Origin of the sequence: Halomonas sp. ATBC28, from assembly GCF_005937175.1 — a bacterium.
Taxonomy (GTDB): Bacteria; Pseudomonadota; Gammaproteobacteria; order Pseudomonadales; family Halomonadaceae; genus Vreelandella; species Vreelandella titanicae.
Genome location: NZ_VCQL01000186.1, coordinates 1 through 396, shown reverse-complemented (window position 1 = coordinate 396; position 396 = coordinate 1). Strand labels below are relative to the sequence as shown.

Genomic DNA, 396 nt, shown 5'->3' with positions numbered 1-396 from the left:
CACCTGTACCATCCAGTCGATATAACCACGCACTACGGTCGCTTCTGCCGACATCGGAGACATCATTTTCAGCTTCTGCAACTCTGCTTCCGCTTTCTCTTTTGCCTCTTTCGGCATCTTCGCCGCGTCGATTTTGCGCTTCAGGGCTTCGTTTTCGTCCGGCGCGTCGTCCATTTCACCGAGTTCTTTCTGAATAGCTTTCATTTGCTCGTTCAGATAGTACTCACGCTGGGATTTCTCCATCTGCTTTTTAACGCGGTTGCGAATGCGTTTCTCAACCTGCAGCAGATCGATTTCCGATTCCATCATTGCCATCAGATATTCCAGACGTTCGTTAACGTCGGACATCTCCAGAACGGACTGTTTGTCAGCCAGTTTCAGCGGCATATGTGCAGC

At 50.0% G+C, this 396-nt stretch carries 1 pseudogene; it reads right to left on the bottom strand.

The window, feature by feature from the left end:
* A pseudogene (locus E0L35_RS25965) lies at positions 1-396 on the bottom strand (endopeptidase La); the annotation flags it as partial.